Raw genomic sequence first — 387 nt, 5'->3', positions numbered from 1 at the left:
TTCCTCCCACTTTTCCCGTCGACCAGCTGTGTCGTGATCCTGAGGTGATCGCCGCTGCGCCGGACACTGCCTGTGAGTAAGTAGTAAACGCCAAGTTCTCGCGCAATCTCGGCGGCGTCACTCGTTTTCTCTGCGACAGCAAATGATGCTGACCGCGCCATCACTGTAAGCTCTGCATTGCGCGCAAGCTGCGTAATGATGTCTTCGGACATGCCATCGGCGAGATAGCGATAGTCTTCGTCATCTCGGAATGTTTCGAAAGGCAGAACCGCGATTGAGGGCCGGTCGGGTAGCTGAAAATCCGCACGCTCCCCAAAAGAAGTGTCATCTTGATACCACCATATTCCAACGCCGGTGATCGCGATCAGGATCAGAACCGCGAACACC

At 55.3% G+C, this 387-nt stretch carries 1 pseudogene; it reads right to left on the bottom strand.

Annotation, left to right across the window (positions count from 1 at the left end):
• Window positions 1-387: pseudogene (locus AB2B41_RS23390) on the bottom strand (hypothetical protein); the annotation flags it as partial.

Source organism: Sulfitobacter sediminis (assembly GCF_040811725.1).
Classification (GTDB): Bacteria; Pseudomonadota; Alphaproteobacteria; order Rhodobacterales; family Rhodobacteraceae; genus Sulfitobacter; species Sulfitobacter sediminis.
Note: the sequence above shows the minus strand (reverse complement) of the source record. Positions and strands in the feature narration are given on the sequence as shown.